Raw genomic sequence first — 17622 nt, 5'->3', positions numbered from 1 at the left:
TCCGGCGGGCACGGCTCGAAGCGGTGAAGGCGCCCGCCACAGACGTGGGGGTCGTCGCAGCCGTGCCGCCATGTGAGGCGCTGTAGCAGCCACTCGGGGCGGAACAGTTCCGCTTCCAGGTCGACGTACGACCAATGCAGCCCGAGGGTTTCGCCCTGCCGGAACCCCATGCCGACACGGACGAGCCGCCGACTACCGGCAAGGCGCAGGGCCCAGGTGGCGAGTACCGGGTGTCGACACGCTTACGCTGACGTCACCCGGCGCACGGTGGACGCTTCCACAGGAAGCCCAGGATGGCCGCCGCCACGGCGACTGACAGGCCGCTAGGGCTCGTCCGGCGGATCATGGGCCGAGCCGGGGCCGGACCGAGGCGAGGGCCGGCCAGTGCCCTAATCGTGTTGACCGCCCCCGGCAGGCAGTGTTGGAGTCGGCACGTGGACAGCATCCCCGCCAACCGGCGGCTCTGGAACCAGATCAGCAGCGCCTACCAGCACGAGCACGACCCGCAAATCGGTGCCACACCCCGGCTGTGGGGCATGTACTCCATCCCCGACGCGCACCTGCACGCCCTGGGCGACGTCACCGGCAAGCGCGTCCTCGAACTCGGCTGCGGCGCCGGCCAGTGGTCCAGGGCGCTCGCCGCCGAGGGCGCCACCGTGGTCGGGCTCGACCTGTCCGAAGCCCAACTCGCCGCAGCAGCCCACGCGATGGGAGCGGTCCGCTACCCGCTGGTGCAAGGCGCCGCCGAACAACTCCCCTTCGCCGCCGACAGCTTCGACCTGGTGTTCTGCGACTTCGGGGGGCTCAGCTGGGCGCCCCCGCACCTGGCCGTCCCGCAGGCCGCACGCGTCTTGGGCCGAGGCGGGCGCCTGGTGTTCAACGTCGCCAGCCCATGGTTCGAAGCTTGCTACGACGAAGCCGCCAGCCGCGTGACCACGACGCTGCAGCAGGACTACTTCGGGCTGAACACCATCGCCGAAGACGACGGCGCGACCAGCTATCAGCTCACCTACGGCGACTGGGTCAAGGTCCTGCGCGGCGCGGGTCTCATCATCGACGACCTCATCGAGCCGCGGCCCGAACTCGGAACACCCAACGGCTACAACGAAACCGACCCACCCGACTGGGCACACCGCTGGCCGGCGGAACTGCTCTGGGTAACCCACAAACCGTAAGTTCCGCCGCGCCGAGACGTGAAGGCATCCCCTCGCCGGGCAGGCCTGGGGCCTGTCTGACGGGTCGCGTCACCGACCCCGCACCCGACAGCCCTGTCACCCGAATGGCGCAACATGGCGCGCCACCCACATGGGTGAAGGTCAAGCTGACTAGCGCCCTAACCGAGGCAATCCGTGAAAGGGGAACCGAATGCGCATTCGGCGAATCCTCGCCGCCGTCATCGCCACGGCAGCCCTCGCCGGACTCGGCCTCACAGGTGCCGCCACCGCTACCGCCGCCAGCCTCACCCCGGGTGAGTGCACGCAGGGCGGCGGAACGGTCGATTGGTCGAACCCGGCCGTGCCCCATACCGGGACCTGCAGGGGCGGTACGCACAACGGGCAGACGGTCGACTGAACCCCACTAGGCGGCCCCGCAGCCACGCGCTGCGGGGCGCTCCCGCGCGAGCGCAGCCGGGAGAGCCGCAGGGACCGTGCCGACCCGTCGGGCACGCCAGGTCCAAGTCGGCCCGGAAGCACGTGGCGGGTGGGGACTCCTCATCTCGGCTGCCAGCTCGCGGCCCGTCACGATGAGCGAAGGGACGGACTGGCGCTCGCCTTCGAGGGCGCGCTCGCCCATGACGAGCGCCTGTTCCAGGTCGCCCTCCCGCGCGCCCCGCCGGGACCCTTGGAGGCCAAAGCCTGCCGACCGCCCGAAGCCAACGCACGCCGCCACCGGTTCGCCGACATCCGGGTCACCCTGAACCGCCGGGCCACCTCCCGGTCACTGGCCCCGGCCTCGATCAGATCAGCGGCTTCGAACCGCACTTGCTCACGCCGAGCCCGCTCCTCGGCCGTCAGCCCACCGCCATCGGGATACCTCACCTTCCCGGCATGCGCATCCCACAGGAGCCGTCACGACCCGACGTAACCCGCACCGTCAAAGATCTCCAGACTCACCCAGCGGTCGTAGTTGGTCGGGTAGACACGGATCTCGGCACCGCAAAGGCTACGTATCAGAGTCGTTGCGAAAAAAGCAGGTCGGAGAGGGTTCCCTCATCTGTGACCCCGCCTATGGCCGCGGGAACTCATGACGGGGCCTCGTATGAAACGTGGAGCAGCACGATTCACACATTCGGCTCAGTCGAACGGTCACGCAAACACGATCTATGGTGCATTGGTTACACATCGCAAAGCGGATCGGCGAGAGCGCTGCTCGAGGACGGGTCCCGGCGCCAGGGCCGACGATCGCGACCCCACCCTCGATCCCCACAAGTCCCGTGTCCCGCGCGGGCAGAAGCGAGGCTGGCGATGAACGCTGCCCCGACCAGTGACCGAATACCCCGGCGCAGGCTCCGCGGCGCGCTTGCGGTGCTGAGCGCCTGCGGGCTGCTGCTGACCTCGTGCACGGCCACCCACCTGCGGCTGAGCGCGGCACATATCCCCGCCGGAACGGAGGCCACCGTCCCGGCAGGTCTGCTGCGCTATTACCAGCAGCAACTGGACTGGAAGCCCTGCCCGGACAAACCGGCCTTCCAGTGCACGATCCTGAAGGCGCCGCTGGACTACGCCCACCCCGACGCGGGCGACATCACGCTGGCGGCCACCCGCAAACGGGCCACCGGGACCGGCGCGAAACGGATCGGCTCCCTGCTGTACAACCCCGGTGGTCCAGGCTTCCCTGCCATCACCGGACTGTGGTCCGCCGCTGATGCCTTCTCGCCATCGGTGCGCGCCGCCTACGACCTGGTCGCGGTCGACCCGCGTGGGGTCGGCGACAGCACCCCGGTGGACTGCAACACCGACACGGCCATGGCCCTCCCCCATGCTGGTGCGATCACCACCGCCGGGAAACCGGACTTCGAGGGCGTGGACACGGTGAACGAAAAGATCGCCGATGCGTGCCGACTGCACTCCGGGCGGCTACTGCCCCACGTCGGCACCCTGGAGGCAGCACGGGACTTGGACCTCATGCGCGCCCTCGTCGGAGACGAACGGCTGCACTTCCTCGGCCTCTCCTACGGCACCTACCTCGGGACCACCTATGCCGAACTCTTCCCCTCCCGTGTGGGCCGCATGATCCTGGACGGAGCCGTAGACCCCTCCATCGACGGCTACCACCGCTTCCTGGACTCCGCGCACGGATACCAGGTCGCCTGGGAGTCCTTCGCCGCCGACTGCGCCACCCGCACCGACTGCCCCGTCGGCCACTCTGTCGAGGAAGCCAACCGCACCCTCGACGCCCTGGCGGCCGCACTCGACCGGAACCCGCTCCTGCCAGGCAAGGACGTCACCATCACAGGACAATTCCTCCTTGCTGTTGTGGCGATAGCGCTGCGGTTGCCCGCGTGGGAGGACCTGCGCGTGTTGCTGAGCGAGGTGACCCACCGCGACACCACCGGGCTGCAGAAACTCTTCGCCGCGGACCAAAAGCACTCCGCCGTCGGCGACTTGGATATTACGGCGGTCAGCTGCCTCAGCGCCCCGCTCGGCCCGCGGTTCACCCCCGCGCAGGCTGAGGCGGCGCTCCCCGAGTTCGTCCGTGTCTCACCCCAGTTCGGGGCGCTCGACTCCACTTTCCTCCAGATGTGTGCGCACTGGCCGGTCGGGCCGACCCAGCCCTCGCATCGCATCACCGCACCCGGCACTCCGCCGATCCTGGTCGTCGGCACCACCCGCGACCCGGCCACGCCCTACGTCTGGTCCCAGGCGCTCGCCCGCCAGCTCTCCTCGAGCCGCCTCCTCACCAGGAACGGCGACGGTCACACGGCCTTCTTGCATGGCAGCACCTGCGTCGACACCGCCATCGACCGCTACCTGCTGAACGGTCAGCTCCCACCCGTGGGCACTGTCTGCACCTGACGCAGGGGCAGACAGCGAGTCTCCCCCGTCCGACGGCCTCTTCGCAAAGCTGTAGCGCGACCGGTATGCCGCTCACCGGCCGATCCACAGAGAGCTACGGATCAGAAGGCGCGTCATGGGACGGCTCGGCCTCCTGGGCCGTCCCTGGGCCGTCCGAGGACGGCCGACGACGACAGATGACGACAGTCGACGCCAACCCTTCCCCTGCTCGGTGTTGGTGGTTTGGGTACCGGTGCAGGTGCCAATCACTGACGTCGGTCTGCCACATCGAGAACACCGGATGTCCGAAGCTTCCCCGGCCGGCGGGCAGGTATCGGTGGGCGTACACGGGCGCCAGCACCGGTCCGCAGGCCTCACCGTCGTTCACGAGGCCGCCCGAAGCACGTTCAGTGGCGGGAAGTCCGCAACCTCAGCAGGGCCTGCTTTCTCGCTGAAATGTCCTGCATCACGAGATCGCGACGAATCGGGCACGCAGGTCGTTCCGGAACGCGCAGGCCGCCATAGCGCCGCAGAGACGGCCCCCAGGCCGCCAGCCACGATGCTTCCCGCTGTGGTCCTCGCTTGCAGGCCCACGACCACGAACACGACGAGCGCCTTCACGAAGGTGCGGCTGACCACCGCGCATCCATGGTCTCCGGTCCCGGGGCAGTCCCGGCCGCGCAGGAAGCGGGCGATCGAGAGACGCCTTCGGACTGACGGCGTTTTGCCGGTTTGCTGCCGCTTCCGGTGCACATCTGGGCGATCAGGGTGATGCTGAAAAGAGAACGTCCCATTCGATATCGACAGGAGATCCCATGATGGACGCAGCAAAGGTTGAGCTGTACGCAATGGACCTGACTGCTGTGCACTGGGCCAGGAGCAGCTACACCAACAGGTGGACAAAGACGTGCGTGGAGGTCGCAGACCTCGGCGACGGAGCGGTTGCGGTCCGCGATTCAAACAACAGGGAACTGCCGCCGCTGCGATTCACCGCAGAGGAGTGGGCGGCGTTCCAACGGGGCGTGCGTGACGGCGAATTCGGCTAGTGGCCTTTAAAACTGGGGGCTACTGACTCTGTAGGCGTGTCCGGTGACTTCTGGGGTCGCCACCTCCCGCGTGAATATCGAACACGTGAGCGATGCCGTGCCTTCCCGTTGGGAGCTGCTGCAGTTCGCGCGGCGTGTGGCGGCGCAGCAGGGGCGGGCGAGTCGGGAGCAGCTGGACCGGTGGATCGTGAAGGAGGAGTGCCAGGCGGCTGAGCGGCGGCGCGGCGAGGAGTCCTGGACGACGCCACCGGAGTGGCTGGTCGAGCACAGACTGAGCCGCCGGAACGTGGCCGCCGTGCCTGCCGGGGACTGCTGGACGATCCGCAAGAGCGGGCGGTGCGTACCGGTGAGCCGGCCGCAGGCCCTGGAGGCGCTGCGGCAGCAGATACGGGCGTGCGCACAGTGCCGTCCGGACACGCTGCTCGGCTTCCTGGAGTAGCGGCGACAGGTTTCCGGCCCGGCGCATTTTGATCAAGCGTCGGTCAGGCTGTCGTCGGCTGTCTCGTTGGGGCGCCTACCGCCAGGTTCGGGGCTTATCGACCGGGTTCGGGGTTTACCGACCAGGTTTGGGCCGCTACGTTCTGCGGTCCGTAGGTTCATCAGGGGGAGGCACTCACCACATGCGTACGCGTATCTGGCTGGCGGCGGTGGCCGCTGCTGCGGCTGTACTGACGGGCTGCACCAGCACCGGCACCGGCTCGGGGGGCAGTGGCGACACCAAGGCGGAGTCGAAGCCGGCCGGGGTGGACAAGCCCGAGGACGACGTCAAGATCACGAAGTGTTCGTCGACCGACAGTCTCGCCGGCTTCCCGCAGGCCGAGCTGGCCATCGAGAATCACGACTCGCGCAGCCGCTCGTACATCGTGCAGGTCGAGTTCGTCGACGGCTCCGGCACGCGCTCCAGCGAGGGTGTGGCGATGGTGAACAACCTGGCGGCGGGCCAGAAGGCCAACGAGAAGGCCGGGGGCCTCACCAAGGCTCCCGATGGGCTGAAGTGCCGTATCGCCAAGGTGAGTCGGCACTGACCTGACATCGGGTTGTGCGGTGCGTGGCCCCCGCCGAGGAGTTCGGCGGGGGCCACGTCGCGTCCGGCCGCAAATGAACGCAGCTTCCCAAGCTCATTATCTTTGACCGGAGGTCTTGCCATAGGGTGCGGCTTCGCGTGACAACCTTCGAAGGGGCCCGTGAACTTTCTGATTAACCGTGTCCCTCGTTGCGTGACCGCGGTCCTCCTTGCTTTGGCGGCCCCCTGCATCGCCGGCTGCAACCCGGATCCGACCGACCCCGAGAACGTCGCCCCGATCGCACTGACGAATGACACGTCCAACGCCGTGCGCGTCTTCTGGTGTGCTGGCGATGGGGACAACGCGTGCGCAGAACAGCGCAGTCTGGGAGTCGTCGCAGCGAGGGGCGACCGTCATGTGCAGATTTCATCCTACGAAGTGCTACTGCGGATCAAGCCGGCCTCAGGCCCATGGGGATACGTCTGTGCAGTTGACGCCCCGGGTAGTCGGATAGCCCTGAGCGCGTCGTATCCCTCGATGAAGTCCGCATACGACCACTGCTCCGACGGATCGTCTTCAAGCACGACGGGCTGAGCGTCACACGTCGACTTAGCCCATATCTGCTCCGCACAGCCATATCTGCCGGTCCGCAAAGCCTCTGGGACCGTCCGGGCAGTCACGGGTGGTCCTTTCGCAGGTCACGGAGTCGCCCGCATTGCTTCGGGACGGAGAGATCGCGTGCCACAGCCGTGCCAGATACGAGGGTCAGCCGCGGAGCGGCGAGGAAGCCGGCCGGCTCGCGCCCTACCGTCAGGGGGCTGGGACTGGCGCCACTGAAGCACAGAGATGAGGCGGCATCTCTGTCCTCACATCCGTCTCCGCGGTCCTCACCTCCGTCTCCGCGCAAGCGAGCATCGGCCCGCTACCCAGCTCTGGGGGTGCTATGGGCGCGGGTGGGTGGCGAGAGAGGTGGCTTCTGCTCATCGTGGCCGGGCCGGCAGTGTTGGCGACCGACCCGGCCCTGTTGGCCACGTTCAAGGTCACCACCAGTGGGCGGTTGGCTTCGCCTCCCGGCTCCGCCTTCCCAGGACAGCCATACGAAGCACCAGCGTCTGTCGGCCGACCTGCAAGAGTGCTCGGACGACCGTCTTGAGCTTGGGCTGAAGCCGTCCTCGACAGCGAGCCGCTTCCCGCTTCCCGCTTGGGAACGCAATCACCTCCAGGACGTGCCGTGGAGCCGATGCCATGGACCGCGGCTCGGCATCACGGGCCGTACCGGCGGTGCAGCGCTCAGGTGGTCAGCGGGCCCGGTCACCGTGCCCGGGGCCTGCGCGAGTCCGGTGGCCCACAGCTGGTCGACACGCGAGCGCTCGGCGGCGTTCGGGTAGCGGTTGGTGCAGGACGGGCCGGCGTAGCCGCCCGACATCAGCTCACTGCACGGCCCGCTGTAGTCGTCCGGCAGGCCCAGCACGTGCCCAGTCTCGTGGGTGACGACGCGGACCGAGTCGTACTGCTGGTTCTGGGCGTAGTCGAGGAAGACGTAGCCACTTCCGTGGCCGTTGGTGGAGGCGTAGGACCCGCGCGGGTCGTTGCCCTCGTAGTAGGAGAAGTCGGCACCGCTCGACGCCTCCTGGAGCTTGACGTTGGACTCGGAGCTGTTCCAGATCGAGGCCGCGCTCGATATCTGCGAACGGAAGCTCGGTGCCCGGGAGGCGTTGTAATAGACAGTCACCGCCTGCGCGTTCGGCTGGGCGGCGCGCTTCTCGGCGACGGACTTGAGCACGGCCTCGAAGAACGCCTTGTTGTTCGCGGCCTCCTCAACCGACCCGGCGTACCGTGACACGGAGGTACCGGCGGCAGCGGACGGGGTGGCGGCCGTCTGGGCGCTCGCCGGCACCGCCGCGCCCAGCGCGCTGGAGGCCAGACCCAGGCCGAGAGCGAGGGCGAGGAGTCTCGCGGACGTTCGGGACGACTTCATGTGGGGGGCTCCTACTCACTCGGTGACGCCGAGCGCCCGGTGCGCGGTCGACTCTGCGTGAACACCGGTTCCGAACTGCGGCGACGTCCTGTGGGTCGTCATTCTTAGAACGGCGCGACAGGGAGCGCAAAGGGTCCCGCCACTACGTCGCCTCGTAGGTCCCGGGGCGTTGCCAGGGCAGTGCACGGGTCTCCGGTCCGCGCATGGCGGCAGGAGAAGAAGCTGTCGCGGCGTCAGAAGCCTTACAGCGCGGGCCAACGGGAGTACGGGCCGGCCGGGCGGAATACCGGGACGCGCGGCAGGGCCCACATCCGGACCAAGGCGGACAAATGCTCAGATGCCCGCCATGCCACGTCTACTAAGCATGCCGGTTGATTGGTGGAGCGATGTGACCGACGTCATAGAACATGGGCTTCCGTTTCTTTCGCGCTCCACCGGCCCCGAGCCGCCCCCAAGGGAGTCACCCTCGGCGCTGGGCGGCATCCCTCACCGCTGAGCCTCCGCCGCTCCGTCCTGATCAGGATGGAAGCCGGGCCCGCCGTGCAGCACGGCGAGCGGCGTGGAGGAGAGGTCGGTCGGTTCCTCGCCCGCCTCCAGCAGCGTGTCCGCCGCACCCAGTGGCTCCGGGACCATGCGGCCCGGGCTGTCGTCGGCCACGCGAACGAGGTGCGCGCCCGGCCGTAGGCAGTAGTCGGGCTGACGTCCGAGTGCTCCAGGATCCGAGCGCGGCGGCGCCTGACTGAATCATGAAGACTCCGCCGACCTCCGCTGTACGCTGTCCGCCGCGCAGCCGGCCTGCATCAAGGAGTAGTGATGTTCGACCTCATCGTCATCGTGCACGTTCCCAAGGCCGAAGACGTCACGCCGGTCGCTGACGCGCTGGCTCGAATGCGTCCGCTGTGCCTCACCGAGGACGGCTGTGTCAGCTGGGAGGCATACCACTCGCACGAGGATCCCGCCCGGTTCGTGCTGGTCGAGCGCTGGGCAAGCCGGGGCCACTGGGAAGCCCACGATGCCGGAGAAGCCATCCAGAAGATCTACCTGCCCGAGATCATGCCGCGCATCAAGCGTGAGGTGCACCCGAGCGCACCCGTACGACTCTGAGGCGGTGATCACGAGATAGGGCGCATCTGTCTGTCCGTCTCGCCCCCGCAGGCTTGCAGTTGATCTCTATCATGCCCAGGACAACGAGTGCCACGGAATCGCGTTGGCCTCGCACGAACACTGGTTTGGCAGCGCGGTTCCGCTTACGCACAAAATTCCCGCCTGAGGAGGACCGTGTACTCCACGAGGAGAGTTATTACGACGGAAATGGCCACATGAGGAGGCCCGGAGAGAACTTCGACGATTATGCCGGTTTCAGCAGGAAGCCCGGCGAAGCCTTCACTGACAGCAAGGGTTTCAGCAGGAGGCCCGGCGACTCCTTCTATGACGGCAAGGGATTCAGCAGGCGTCCATAGACCTCAGCCCGGCATCTGGGAGCCCCAGCGCCGTCTGCCGGCCGCCTGCCGGTGACGTACAGGCGGGTGCGCCCGCCATCGCGGGTGGGATACGTGCGGGCGGCACCAGTGGCGAACGCGCCGCCGAGCACGGTGGTGACGCGGTCGGTGTCGACCGGATCACAGATGAGGGAGAGTCGTTGAAGGTCAGCCGTGGAAGGTGCTGCGCGTGGACGAGGCGTCCCGGTGGGTGTCACGATCACGGAGACGCCCGGCGTGGGCCCGGCGCCCAGGGAGGGACATGAGCCGCTATCTCGTCATACCTTCTGTTCTGGTGGCGTTGCTCTTCGCTGCCTCGGGCGTAGCGGCGATTACCCGTGGCTGGGTGCTCCCCTGGAACCGGCGTTCGGTTCGCCACGTCCGCCTCTACGGCTGGGGTCAGTTGGTGGTTGCCTTCGCCCTCTGCTGGCAGGTGGTCTTCGGGCTGGTGATCAGCTGGCCGGGCGTCCGGGAGTGGGAGGCCGGCATCGTGCTCATGTTGATCGGCTTCATCGTGATGGCGGTGAGCCAGCTCGCGGGCGGTGATCGTCAGGGCAGCGGCACGCCTTAGCTGTGGGGGGGTGGGCTTGATCACGGCCCGGCGGATGTTCACGGTGGTGCCGCCCTTGCGACCGCTCGCGGTGTGCCGCAGACGGCTCCGACGAGTCGGGGGCATGATCCGGGGTGTCGTTGAAACCAGTGGCTGCACGGAATGCGGGACCCCTTCTCGGCGAACCAGCACACTCTTCCCGCCACCCGCTCCAATGGTCAGGGCCCAGGTCACTGGCGTGATCCACGACCTGGGCCCTTGCGATGTTCAGACCAACTAGCCGGCGGTCGGTGCTGACATCCGTAGCCGCGGCGACTGGCTCGCCGACAATTTGGTGCCGTCCTTTGCGACGGCGATGAGCACGAAGTCTGTCTCCTGCGTGAGCAGGTACCGCCACCTGATGCTCGTGGTATCGCCCGGAATATTGGCGGTCAAATAAGTGTAGAACCACCCTTCCTCGTTGGGTGAGGTGGCCGGGTGCCAGACGCCGCTGAGCAGCTCGTAGTGGTCAACGTCGGCAGAAGCGCTCGCAGTCCAGCTGAAGTCCACACGTTGGCCGTCCGTGACACCAGTGAAATCGGTGGCAGGCATTGGGGCGGCCGGAACGACCACGGAGACGATGGCGCTGGGCAGCGCCCGCAGGGATTTGCTGTGGTACGGCTCCACGGCGAAGAAGTTCGTCTCGCCTGGAGTAACCGCGGCGATACAGCGGAAGCGGAATCGATCACCTTCAGCGACGTACTTGAGGCTGGTGCAGTACTGCGGTGGCGTCGTCTCCTCCGACGACGGGGTGCCGACGCTGCGCAGAAGGCGGACTTCGTCCCACCAGAGAGCGAAGGTGTCCTTGGGCAGGGTCCACTGCAGGAGTGCGTGGTTGTCGCCCTGGTAGGAGACGGTGACGTCGGTTGCCCGGGGGGCCCAGTAGGCGTTGATGCTGACCTCATCGCCGGTTTGGGCGGGTGCGACGTTTCCGGCGGCGTCATAGGCCTCGACGCGATACCACACGGGGGCGCCCGTGGCAGGTACGTAGTCGGTGACCGAGGTGCCGGTCGTTGTGGCGACTTCGGACCACGGCTCCCAGTGTCCGTCTACGAACAGGTGATGAAGTACCCGGTAACGGGAGGCATCAGCAACGGGTTTCCAGCTGACGACATAGCTTTCCCGGGCCCGGTCGGTTCCCATGGCGACTGTCGCCGCCACACGCGCGGGCGGGGTCTTGTCGACGGTGACGACGCTCTTGAGGGCGCTGCCCGGCGACTCGTTGCCCGCCTTGTCGTAGGCGCGGACCTGGTAGTCGTACGTACTGCCGGTGGCAGGTGGAATGTCGGTGTACGAGGTGGAGGCCGTGGTGGCGAGAGGCTTGGAAGGGAAGGACTGGCCCTGAAGGCGCCGGTAGACGCGGTAGCCGGCGAGATCCATCTCCTTGTTCTTCGACCAGGTGATCTTTGCCTTGCCCGTGGCCTTGTCGTACGTGACGACGGGGCTGGAGGGGGCGAGGGGCTTGACCTTGTCGACGCCGGCCGCGGTGCGCGGAGTGTAGGTGAACTTGGCGTTCGCCGGGCCGGTCCAGTTCACAAAGTCGATCCGCAGGGCGTGCTTGCCCTTGGGGATGGTGACGTTGACGGTCTGCTTCTGCGCCTTGGAAACCTTCTTCCACAGGTTGACCTTGCGGACGCCGTCGAGGTAAACGCGGATGCCGCCGCGAGCTTCGGCGGAGAAGGCGAAGGGTCCCCCGGAGCCGAAGTCACGGGTGACGGTCCAGCGCACACCGAAGTTGTCCTTGGGCAGCCCCTTGGCCGGTGCGCCCGGCCAGGACTCATTGATGGCGCTGTCGCAGTCCGTCTTCTTCGGCGTGCCCGAGAAGGCGGTGTTCGCGAAGAACTCCCGCTTGAAGACAGGGGAGGTGCAACTCGTCGCGGCGGAGGCGGAGGCGGAGGCCGTGAGCAGGCCACCCACGGCCGCCATCACTACGGCGGTGGCCACCACGGTGCTTCTTGCTGGTCTCATACGGTCCTTTACTTGGTCTCGATCCAGTCTTGCGATCAGTCAGATCGGTTCGCTGCGAAGACCGACGGAGGGCGCGCTTCGTCGTAGGGGCCGGCCCTTCGCCGTGTCGGGCACCGGCTCCACTCACGTCACGTCACGTCACGTGCGTACGCGGCGGTGACCGGTGTGTGGTGATCAAGAAGGTGCGTGGACACGTGCGGACCAACGCAGAAGGTCAGAGGAACAGCAGTCCAAGGCCGTGTGCCCACCCAGGTCGCTTCGGGACGAAGGGGTCGTGGGTTCACATCCCGCCGCCCCGACAGAGAAATGCCGGGTCAGACCCCGGCTTCCGGAGATGGAAACCGGGCCTGATGTCTACGGGAAGAACTCTTCAAAGCAGCAGATGTCCAATGGAAGAACTCTTCAAGGCAGCGGAGCAGGAGACCCGGCCGGACGTACGGGCCTCCGTGTTGGGACTGCCGGAGAACGTCGACCCGGAGAACGAGGGCGGCAGCCGGCCCGCCCCTGAGTGCCCCAGCCGCGCCGGATACGAGGGTCAGCCGCGGTCAACAAGGTGTCCGGTGGGCGTCTTTGTGCCTGTCCGAAGCACGCCCCGGAGCGGTTCAGAACAGCGCACTCCGGTGTCAGTGGGCGCTGGCAGAATGCGCCGCATGACTTCCGCCACCGCAGCCGATTACGGCTGGATACGTTCCTCGTCCTCGCCGTTCGCCCATGGATTGGAGGTCGGGTACTCCCTGACGCTGGTCCGGGGAGTCTCACCTTCGGAGTTGTTCCGGATCGTGGGGGCCGAGCCGCGAGGTGCGTGTCAGGGACTCAACGAACTCATCGAAGCACAACAGGAGTTCTTGGACGGGTACGAGGAGTGGCCCGAAGCCTTCCTCGCAGGAGCGTTCACCGCGCAGGGCGAGGGAGGGAACTGGACTCTCGCTCTGGAGTTCGGAGGCGATCTGGGCACGCGCCCGCGCCTCATGGAGGCACTCTCCGCCGGGACGCGTGCTGTCTCGCATTCGAGCAACGGGGGGAAGCCCATGCACTTCTTCCACTGGTACGAAGAGGGCGAGTTGCGGACCACTTTCGAGTGGCCCGCAGACAGGACCGGCAGCACTCCCGATGCGCTCAATCCTCTGATGCTGGAGGTCGGCCTCAACCCGTCGGGGGACGAAGATCCCGATGTCGACAGGAAGGCAGCGGTCCTGGCGCTGACAGAGCGCCTCACAGGTGTACGGGTGACCGAGGAGCTACTGGCGGAGGCCGAGTATCAGGTGGGGGAAGTCCCGGAGGAACCCGTCGAGGAGTGGCAGGGCATCACCATCGACGTCACGGACGCGCACGGCGAGGGGACACACGTACGGCTGCGACGAGATCAGCTCTGACACACGAGAGAGGGAAGACCTCACCTTCAAACCATCGAGCTACGGATCAGAAGGCCTGTGACATCCATGGCTGACATCGATGACGCCGGACGGGGGCGTACACCAGCGCATCAGCACAAACGGCCCGGACCGATCATGGTCCGGGCCGTTTCGACGGCAGCATGTGACGGCGGTCGCCTCTCAGCAGGCGGCGAGCCGATCAGCGCGCGGGCTTTCATATGTGTCCCAACGCGACGAGCCCGACGCCGACCGCGCGCTCGCCCTCTCCGGGCCCTTCCAGCCGAACGCCGCCTGGCTCGCCCTCGCCGCCCTCGCACACAACCTCACCCGCGCCGCCGGCACCCTGGCACGGATCCGGGTGGTGCGCACTGGTTGGGGATGTTCGCCGCTACGGAGCTGGCGATGAGAGTGACGGTGCCACCGTTGAAGATGCCACCGCCCTGAGCCCCGGTGCCAAGAGCACGGTTTCTGACCACCCGGCTCTTGCGAAGCGTCGCGGTCCCACCGTTGAAGATGCCACCGCCACGGGCGTTGGTCCCGGTTGCGGTGTTGTTCTCGACCGGGCTGCTGTTGAGCTTCAGCGGACCACCGCTGTAGATGCCACCCCCGACGGCGCCGGAACCGCTGGCGGTGTTGCCGATGACCGGGCTGCTGATCAGGGTGAAGCCGGTGCCGCCGGTATTGAAGATCCCGCCCCCCTGTACGGCGGTGTTGTTCGTGATGCGTGTGCGGTTCGCGATCACCGCGCCACCCTCGTTCGCGATACCACCGCCGATGGCGAGGGTGGACGTGTTGCCGGTGACCGAGCACCTGGTCAGCTTCACAGTGGCGCTGGGTTCCAGGTACAGGCCGCCGCCATCGCCGGCGGTGGTGCGGTTGCCGTTGACCGAGCTGCTGGTCAGCGTCGCGGTGGCGCTGGATTCCAGGTACAGGCCGCCGCCGAACCCGGCTGCGATGTTGCCGTCGATGGTCGTGGCCTTGAATCTGCCCACGCTTGAGTTGTCCAGGTAGACCCCGCCGCCGGCGATGTCGGCAATGCTGCCGGTGATCCGGGTGTGGTTGGTGGTCAACCTGCCACTGGCGACCCGGATGCCGCCGCCTACGCTGCCGCCGAGGTTGCCGATGTATCCGTTGCGCACGGTCAGATTATTGAGGGTGAAGTCGGCGGGCGCGGCGACCTCGAAGATACGGAATTTCGGGGCAGTTGCGGCGCGCTCGATGGTGTCACCGTTGCCATTGATAGTGACGGTGTTGACGATGACCGGCAGAGCGTTGCTGTCGTTGTCCGGGCTGGTCAGTGTGTAGGTGCAGCCGCGACGGAGGTTCACAGTGCCGCCGGACGCGTTGACCGCGTTGATCGCCACGATCAGGTCACTCGCGTTGCAGGTGCGCACGGTCACCTTCAGCGCTCGGCTGGTGACCCGGGCTGGTGTCCTGGCCGGAAGGGAAACGGGGGCGTGCCCGGCAAGCCGGGTGCGAAGGGACGCGATCCTTTGCTGTGCCGATCGTTGGTGCTCTGCTGCCGCAGGGGGTCCAGTTTGGGCGCCGGCTTGCGGTGTGGCCAGAGTAAGCAGACCGAGCAGCAGGCATACGGCGTTCGCTGCTGAGATCGCTCTGCGCATTCACGCTCCCCTTCGGTGAAAACGGATCAAGGGCCAAGTTGCCTTCACTGGCATCGACTCTCGAAAGGGGTGAGTTGAGCGCGGTCACTCGCTTGCTCCGGCAAGTCAGCGTTCTGGTCACCGAACCGGCCCCGCTGCGTGATCGCGTCCGTGTCACGCTCGCACCACGAGGTCCGTTGTGTTCCCACCGACCCATGCCTTGGCATCAGCCGTCGTGGGGCACTTCCGGGCGGGTGCCCGGTACGACGGTGAGGAGGTCGTCCAGCCCTTTGAAGTCGTCAGGGTTGGTGGTGAAGGGGGGAGGTCCTCGGCCACGGCGATGGCGATGGCGATGGCGGCGATCATCGCACGGGACCTGACCAGGGAAAACTCCTGAAGCGGGTGTCGCAGGTTCGAATCCTGTCGGGGGCACAGAAAGGCCGGGGGCACAGGCAGAAGGGCCGGCTCAGGAGGGTTTTCCTCCCAGGCCGGCCCTTCGTCATGTTCTGAGCCGTGCCCCACGTGTGCCACTAGGTCGCGCGGAGTCCGCATCCCCTGGGCGGGCGTCTCCTCCGCCGTCGCGGATCACGGCCCGCCGGCCGCCCGCCCCGGCGGAACGGGGCGTCAGGTCAGCGGTAGTACTCGATGCTCTCCCCGCTGCTGTTGCAGGCTCCCGGGTCGGTCGTCGCCGGCGGCCGTTCCTCGAGGATCCGCCGGGCGCGAACCTCTCCCCAACTGATCTCGTACCAGGACGCCGTTGCCGGACCGAGCTCCTCCGACAGGGGACCGAGGACGCAGGAGCGCATGGGCTCTCTCAGCCTGTCCAGAGCCGGGACCGCGTCCGCCGAGAGACCACGCACGTAGTCCAGGTCGAACTTGTGGGTCTTCTCGTACCGCCGCACGTTGTTCTCGGCGATCAGCCCGTCGGGAGAGGCCAGACCGAAGGCGAGGGCCCCGGCAGCGGCCGACGCGGCGACGGCGCGGGGCAGCCAGCGTGCGCCCCAGACTCCGGCGGCCATGATCAGCAGAAGGACCAGGCCGAGCCACAGCTCCACGGTCACGACAGAGATCCGCAGCCGCGTCAGCCCGTACGCCTCGACGTACATGTCCATGCGCCGTACCGCCGAAGCGACCACGACCAGGGTGAGTGCGCAGAGGGTGCCGAGAACCCCCCGCACCAGGTTCCGGTCACCCGGCCCGCCGCGCGGTGCCCAGCGCAGCGCGAAGACGATGACCAGGAGGGTGAGGAGCGTTGCGAGCAGGAGTTGCCAGAAGCCCTGCCGCGCGTACTCGGAGTAGGTCTGACCGGTCTTGTCCAGGACAGCCTTGTATCCGCCGAAGAGGACGGCGAGCTGGATGGCGTTGAAGACGGCGAACAGTGCGCACAGCACGAGCAGGGGGAGCGCCCATTCGCCCCGGCCGCGGGCGCGGCCCGCGCTTGTCTCGAAGCTGTCCCACCGCAGAGGGGCGGCGGCGGTGTGTGCCGCCGCGAGGGCGCCGAAGAGCCCGAGGGCGAACAGCACCAGGCGCCAGGGGCCGTCGCCGACGGACGTGTCCGGGACCAGCCTGCTCAGCAGGTCGGCGAAGGCCGCGTCGGCCCCGGCGAACAGTGCGCCGAAGACGAGGAGGAGCACGGCCGTCACCGCAAGGGCGCGCAGCGCGGAGCCCACGTTGCCGGAGGCGTTGCCGGCACGGGTGCGCACCCCGCGCCAGCCCCAGAGTGCGCCCTTGGGCAGCGAATCGACCAGCCCGAGGGGGCTGAGGACGACGCCGGGCCACGTCCGCGAGCCGTGGAGGGCGAGCGAGGCGAGGCCGATGGCGGTGGCCACGGCGAGGAGGGAAGGCCAGTGGGCGGCGCGGACCGCCGGGACCAGCAGGAGGGTGAGTCCTCCGATGCCCCAGGCGAGCGTCCAGGAACGGGCTTGTACCCGGCCTGCCTGGCGCGCGGCGAAGTATGCGGTGACCGCGGCCGGCAGGGCGACGAGGAACAGATTGACGCCCACACCGTCGTTGAGCAGCGCCATGCTGAGCACGCCGGTGGCGAGCGCCGCCCAGAGGACGGCGGTGTTCACGGTGGAGGGCGGTTCGCGGCGCAGGTCGGGGAACGAGGGTTTGTAGGGGTAGGCGCCCGCGTACAGGAGGCTGGGCGGACTGGGCGGAAGGTGCGGCGGGCGCCCGGCACTGACGGCTTCGCCGGGCCGCGTGTCCGTCGTCGCGCGCGACCTGCCCTCCGGTGGTGTTCCCGCCCGCCGTGTTCCTCCCGTGTCCGCGGCCTCTCCTGCCGGTAATCGCCCCGACTTCCGGGACCGCTCCAGCGGTTCGGCGGGCACAGGTGGTTTCTCTGTCATGGGACCCCCTCCCAACCGGCCCCGGAACGCACATACTCGGGTACGTCGGGCGGGTACCGGTGTCGCTTGCGAAGCCGGCCGCCATGATCGACAGGCGGCGTGCCCGCAAGGGTAGCGGGACCGACGGGGACATCCGCGCTCGCCCGGCGCCCCGAGGCATGGCGGATCCGGCGGTCCGCCGTGTGCCTGCGGGGCCGTCTGCAGCGAGTACAGCAACCGCCGCGACCGCGGCCGACCAACAT

15 protein-coding genes and 1 pseudogene are annotated in these 17622 nt (G+C 67.8%); 9 read left to right on the top strand and 7 right to left on the bottom strand.

Translation table 11 applies throughout. From position 1 onward, the window contains the following. The first annotated feature begins 434 nt into the window (after nucleotides 1-434). Both TNCT6_RS17695 and TNCT6_RS17690 read left to right on the top strand, forming a co-directional pair. Nucleotides 435-1175, top strand: coding sequence for a class I SAM-dependent methyltransferase (locus tag TNCT6_RS17695; protein WP_141360285.1), 741 nt, complete (start codon nucleotides 435-437; stop codon nucleotides 1173-1175). A 190-nt stretch (nucleotides 1176-1365) separates the two neighbouring features. Next, nucleotides 1366-1572 carry a hypothetical protein gene (locus TNCT6_RS17690; RefSeq protein WP_141360284.1) on the top strand — a complete coding sequence of 69 codons (207 nt, stop codon included), beginning with the start codon at nucleotides 1366-1368 and terminating at the stop codon, nucleotides 1570-1572. Nucleotides 1573-1739: 167 nt separating this feature from the next. Here the strand turns inward: TNCT6_RS17690 and TNCT6_RS40925 are convergent, their stop codons facing one another. Continuing rightward, on the bottom strand, nucleotides 1740-1982 hold the full coding sequence (locus tag TNCT6_RS40925) for a helix-turn-helix domain-containing protein (RefSeq protein WP_301184426.1): 243 nt from the start codon (nucleotides 1980-1982) through the stop codon (nucleotides 1740-1742). Between the two features lie 483 nt (nucleotides 1983-2465). On the opposite strand from TNCT6_RS40925, the gene TNCT6_RS17675 reads away from it, so the two are divergent. The 4 genes from TNCT6_RS17675 to TNCT6_RS17655 all read left to right on the top strand — a co-directional run bounded on the left by TNCT6_RS17675 (nucleotide 2466) and on the right by TNCT6_RS17655 (nucleotide 6066). After that, on the top strand, nucleotides 2466-4016 hold the full coding sequence (locus tag TNCT6_RS17675; RefSeq protein WP_141360282.1) for an alpha/beta hydrolase: 1551 nt from the start codon (nucleotides 2466-2468) through the stop codon (nucleotides 4014-4016). Nucleotides 4017-4810: 794 nt separating this feature from the next. Then, nucleotides 4811-5041 carry a DUF397 domain-containing protein gene (locus TNCT6_RS17665; protein WP_308789469.1) on the top strand — a complete coding sequence of 77 codons (231 nt, stop codon included), beginning with the start codon at nucleotides 4811-4813 and terminating at the stop codon, nucleotides 5039-5041. A gap of 85 nt (nucleotides 5042-5126) precedes the next feature. Continuing rightward, nucleotides 5127-5480, top strand: coding sequence for a DUF6233 domain-containing protein (locus tag TNCT6_RS17660; protein ID WP_141360280.1), 354 nt, complete (start codon nucleotides 5127-5129; stop codon nucleotides 5478-5480). Nucleotides 5481-5661: 181 nt separating this feature from the next. After that, nucleotides 5662-6066, top strand: a complete 405-nt coding sequence (locus TNCT6_RS17655) for a hypothetical protein (protein WP_141360279.1) — start codon at nucleotides 5662-5664, stop codon at nucleotides 6064-6066. Nucleotides 6067-7258: 1192 nt separating this feature from the next. Here the strand turns inward: TNCT6_RS17655 and snpA are convergent. Together snpA and TNCT6_RS17645 are read right to left on the bottom strand one after the other, a co-directional pair. Then, entirely contained in the window at nucleotides 7259-8023 is a 765-nt protein-coding gene (gene snpA / locus TNCT6_RS17650; RefSeq protein WP_141360278.1) for a snapalysin, read from the bottom strand. A 486-nt stretch (nucleotides 8024-8509) separates the two neighbouring features. Then, entirely contained in the window at nucleotides 8510-8680 is a 171-nt protein-coding gene (locus TNCT6_RS17645; RefSeq protein ID WP_373996179.1) for a hypothetical protein, read from the bottom strand. 156 nt (nucleotides 8681-8836) lie between these two features. Between TNCT6_RS17645 and TNCT6_RS17640 the strand changes: the two genes are divergently transcribed. Together TNCT6_RS17640 and TNCT6_RS17625 are read left to right on the top strand one after the other, a co-directional pair. After that, a complete protein-coding gene (locus TNCT6_RS17640) occupies nucleotides 8837-9127 on the top strand; it encodes a putative quinol monooxygenase (protein WP_141360277.1) in 291 nt (96 codons plus the stop codon). A gap of 636 nt (nucleotides 9128-9763) precedes the next feature. Beyond that, complete coding sequence (locus tag TNCT6_RS17625) at nucleotides 9764-10072, top strand: hypothetical protein (protein WP_141360275.1); 309 nt, start codon at nucleotides 9764-9766, stop codon at nucleotides 10070-10072. A 255-nt stretch (nucleotides 10073-10327) separates the two neighbouring features. Here TNCT6_RS17625 and TNCT6_RS17620 read toward each other — a convergent pair whose 3' ends face one another. Then, nucleotides 10328-12037 (bottom strand): fibronectin type III domain-containing protein, encoded by a 1710-nt coding sequence (locus tag TNCT6_RS17620; RefSeq protein WP_253266140.1) that lies wholly within the window; start codon nucleotides 12035-12037, stop codon nucleotides 10328-10330. Nucleotides 12038-12708: 671 nt separating this feature from the next. Here TNCT6_RS17620 and TNCT6_RS39930 point away from each other — a divergent pair. Beyond that, entirely contained in the window at nucleotides 12709-13431 is a 723-nt protein-coding gene (locus tag TNCT6_RS39930; RefSeq protein WP_172632939.1) for a DUF6461 domain-containing protein, read from the top strand. Nucleotides 13432-13754: 323 nt separating this feature from the next. Here the strand turns inward: TNCT6_RS39930 and TNCT6_RS39925 are convergent, their stop codons facing one another. From TNCT6_RS39925 to TNCT6_RS17595, 3 genes and pseudogenes are all read right to left on the bottom strand, one after another. Then, on the bottom strand, nucleotides 13755-14825 hold the full coding sequence (locus TNCT6_RS39925) for a right-handed parallel beta-helix repeat-containing protein (RefSeq protein ID WP_172632938.1): 1071 nt from the start codon (nucleotides 14823-14825) through the stop codon (nucleotides 13755-13757). A gap of 433 nt (nucleotides 14826-15258) precedes the next feature. Continuing rightward, nucleotides 15259-15383, bottom strand: a pseudogene (locus tag TNCT6_RS41905) (VapC toxin family PIN domain ribonuclease); the annotation flags it as partial. Nucleotides 15384-15661: 278 nt separating this feature from the next. Then, complete coding sequence (locus TNCT6_RS17595) at nucleotides 15662-17104, bottom strand: DUF4153 domain-containing protein (protein ID WP_373996178.1); 1443 nt, start codon at nucleotides 17102-17104, stop codon at nucleotides 15662-15664. Nucleotides 17105-17622: the final 518 nt, after the last annotated feature.

The organism is Streptomyces sp. 6-11-2 (assembly GCF_006540305.1).
Lineage (GTDB): Bacteria > Actinomycetota > Actinomycetes > Streptomycetales > Streptomycetaceae > Streptomyces.
The sequence above is the reverse complement of the archived record's forward strand: the minus strand, read 5'-3'. Positions and strand labels throughout refer to the sequence as shown.